3 protein-coding genes are annotated in these 3636 nt (G+C 71.5%); 1 reads left to right on the top strand and 2 read right to left on the bottom strand.

The window, feature by feature from the left end; translation table 11 throughout:
- Positions 1 to 201 precede the first annotated feature (201 nt).
- The gene (locus ACY5KJ_RS18590; RefSeq protein ID WP_462203967.1) at positions 202 to 939 is read left to right on the top strand and encodes a DUF459 domain-containing protein; all 738 of its coding nucleotides are present in this window, start codon (positions 202 to 204) and stop codon (positions 937 to 939) included.
- Positions 940 to 1191: 252 nt separating this feature from the next.
- Here ACY5KJ_RS18590 and ACY5KJ_RS18585 read toward each other — a convergent pair whose 3' ends face one another.
- Positions 1192 to 1506: a hypothetical protein gene (locus tag ACY5KJ_RS18585; protein WP_462203966.1), complete on the bottom strand. Its 315-nt coding sequence runs from the start codon at positions 1504 to 1506 to the stop codon at positions 1192 to 1194.
- Between the two features lie 163 nt (positions 1507 to 1669).
- On the bottom strand, positions 1670 to 3636 hold a 1967-nt coding region (locus ACY5KJ_RS18580; protein WP_462203965.1), incomplete at its 5' end, for an ABC transporter ATP-binding protein.

The raw sequence follows: 3636 nt of genomic DNA, 5'->3' as shown, positions 1-3636 counted from the left end.
TAGCGGGAGCTACTCGGGTCTCTGGATAGAACAGTTATGGGAGGTACGTTCGGTAATGTCCGTTCGTGGGGACGGCACACCCGTCACCAGAACAGCGCCGGGCGGGAAGCACGATGAGGTGGTGGGTAGCCGGGCAGAGTCGGACGTGATCGGGGATCCGGTGATACCGGCCCGGTGCGGCGGGGCAGGAAGGGGCGGACCGTGCGGATCGGACGGCTGGGACCGGTCGGCTGGCTGTTCGTCGTCGCGATCGTCCTGGTCGGGGGCACCCTGGTGGTGAACAGGACCTCCGACGACAGGCCACGGGTGGCGTTGTGGGGCGACTCGCTCGCCTGGGAGGCGGGTAGCGCCTTCGACGAGGCGGCCCGCGCGGACGGCGGGACCGCCGTGCTGGTGCGCACCTGGGGTGGCACGGCGCCCTGCGACTGGCTCATGGACATCCGCGACCAGGCGCGGCGTTGGCGGCCGACCACCGCGGTTCTGGTGTTCTCCGGCAACCAGGTGACGCCCTGCATGCAGGGTCGTGACCTGGTGACGGCCTACCGGGAGGACGTGACGAAGGCCGTCAAGATGCTGACGAATCAGGGCATCGGAGTCGTCCTCGTGGATGCGCCGCCACGGCGTGACCAGACGGTCGACGAGGCCGGGATGACCCTGTTGGACCGCCTGTGGCGCCAGATCGCCGCAGAGCACGAACGTACCCGGGTGGTCCCCGCGGGCCGGGTGCTGACCATGAACGGCCGGTTCACCTCGACGATGCCCTGTGCCGCGGGCGAGACCTGCGAGCCCGGGGGGGTCGTCACAGTCCGCAGCCCCGACGGGGTCCACTTCTGCCCGTTGCTCCAGAAACCGATGACGGCCTGCCCAGTCCCGTCCCCTGGCGCCGTCCGCTTCGGCACCGCGATCGCTCGGGAGACCCTCCAGCTGGCCGAGGGCTGACCGCCAGCCGACCGACCAAGGGCCGACCGGGCGGGATCCACCATCTTCCGGGACTTCCGGGACTTCCCGGGGCTTCCCGGGACTTCCGGGACTTCCGGGACTTCCGGGACTTCCGGGACTTCCGGGACTTCCGGGACTTCCGGGACTTCCGGGACTTCCGGGACTTCCGGGACTTCCGGGACTTCCGGGACTTCCGGGACTTCCGGGACTTCCGGGACTTCGTGGGACCTCGTCGAGAATCCGCCGGCATGTTCAGGCGACCTTGCGGTGCATCCCGATCCGACGGCCGCTCAGCGAACGACGATGATTACCCAGCTCGTCGTGCCAGGAGAGGAACGTCTGATCGGACGCGCCGACCTGGGAGAGCTTGTAAGCGAGTTCGGCGGCGAGCGCCTCGACCTGGTGCGGCCGGTGGACCCGGACCCACAGACCGTGCTCGTCGAACGCGGCGACCCTGGCGCGGTCCCGCAGGTCGGCGTCCAGCTGGTCGGCGAGTTCACCGGGTGTGGCGATTCCGCTGGGCAGCCGTGGCCAGGCGATCTCCATCAACAGACCGTTCGCCTTCATGATCCCCTCCTCTGATCGCCGCCGGCCCCGGGTGACCGCTCGGCCGATCGGGGCGACGGGCGGGCTTGCTCGTCGCCCCGTGAGGGCATCCCCTCAGGCTTGAGGGCGAACCATGACATTACGGAATGAGGCCGCCCTCGCCGGTCAGCCAGCCGCTTGACGGTCAGCCAGCCGCTCGCCGATCCGCACCGCTGTCCGCGGTCGGGCTGAGATCCGCGGGCGTGACGGACTCCGCGGGCGTGACGGACTCCGCGGTGAAGGCGGCCCACAGGCGGGAGTACGGGCCGCCGGCGTGCACCAGCTCGGCGTGCGGCCCCTGCTCGACCACCCGGCCGTCCGCCATCACGACCACCCGGTCGGCCCGGGCCGCCGTGGTGAGCCGATGGGCGATGACGATCGTGGTCCGCCGGGTGGCCACCGCCTCCGAGGCGGCCGTGACCGCCGCCTCCGTCGCGAGGTCGAGCGCCGCGGTCGCCTCGTCGAACAGCAGGATGTCCGGGTCGGCGAGCTCCGCGCGGGCGAGCGCCAGGAGCTGACGCTGGCCGACGGACAGTCCCCGGCCGCGTTCGCCGACCAGATGATCGTAGCCGTCGGCCAGGCGGGTGATGAACGCGTGGGCGCCGACTGCCCGCGCCGCCGCCACGACCTCGGCGTCGGAGGCATCCGGCCGAGCGTAGGCGATGGCGTCCCGGACCGTCCCGGAGAACAGGAACGGCTCCTGCGGAACGACACCGAGCCGTCGCCGGTAGGCGGGCAGGTCGAAGTCGCGCACGTCGACGCCGTCCACCCGCACCGCACCCTCGGTCACGTCGTAGAACCGGGCGATCAGCTTCACCACCGTGGACTTGCCCGCGCCGGTCTCCCCGACCAGGGCGACTGTCTCCCCCGGGGCGATGCGCAGGCTCACCCCGTTCACGGCGTTTCCCGCCGGCCCGGAGTTCTCCGCCCGCGCGGCGGTGCTTCCCGTGTAGGCGAACCGGACGCCGGCCAGGACCACCTCGCCGGCCAGCCGCCCGACCGGCCGCGGGTGCTCGGCCGGCGGCGTCGAGGTCGGAGTCCGCAGCAGCTCGGAAAGCCGGCGCAGCCCGACCCGGGCCTGCTGATAACCGTCGAGCACCTGGGACAGTTGCTGCACCGGCGCGAAGAAGAGGTCCACATAGAGCAGGAACGCGAGTAGTGCTCCCGGCGACAGGGATCCGCCGACGGCAAGGTGGACGCCGATTCCCAGCACGAGAGCACCCGCGACCCGGGAGAGGAACTCGACGAACGGGAAGTAGAGAGCGATCATCCGTTGTGCCCGCAGCCGCGAGCGGCGGTAGCTGTCCGCGAGCTCGCGGAACCTCGCCTGGTTGACCGCTTCCCGGCCGAACGCCTGGGCGATGCGCAGGCCGGTCAGGTTCTCCTGCAGCGATGCGTTGACGGCGCTGACTCGTTCCCGGGACTCGGTGTAGGCGGCGGAGGAGCGACGCCGGAACACCACCGTCGCCACGACCAGGATCGGCAGTACGGCGACGACGACCAGGGCGAGCTCGGCGTCCAGCACGATCAGCGCCACCAGGACGCCGAAGAAGGACAGCAGGCTGACGATGGCGGTGGTCAGGCCGGTCTGCAGGAAGGTCGACAGGGCGTCGACGTCGGTCGTCATCCGGGTCATGATCCGGCCGGCGAGCTCGCGCTCGTAGTAGTCGAGCCCGAGGCGCTGCAGCTGCGCAAAGGTCTTCACCCGCAGGATGTAAAGCAGCCGCTCCCCCATCCGGCCCGTGACACGGGTCTGCCACACCTGCACCGCCCAGTTGACCAGTACCACCGCCAGCGCGACACCGGCGGTGGCGAACAGGACGTCACGTGCCCCGACACTCACACCGGCGTCGACGGCATGCCGCACCAACGCCGGCAGGGCGAGACCCGCGACGGCGTCGGCCGCCACCAGCAGCAGGCCCAGGACGAGCGGCCAGCGGACCACGGCCAGCAGCCGGTGCAGCGAGAATGCCGGGTCGGGGGCGGCCGCCGCAGCCTGGTCGACCCGCGGCTCATCGAGCGCCGGGGGCAGGGCGTCGACCCGGGCGAGCAGGTCGGGGGTCGCCGGCATGTCACCGAAGGGGCCCCCGCCGCCGAGCCCCCGGCCGAGAC

It is taken from the genome of Frankia sp. CcWB3, assembly GCF_977927595.1.
This window is presented reverse-complemented; position numbering and strand designations above follow the sequence as displayed.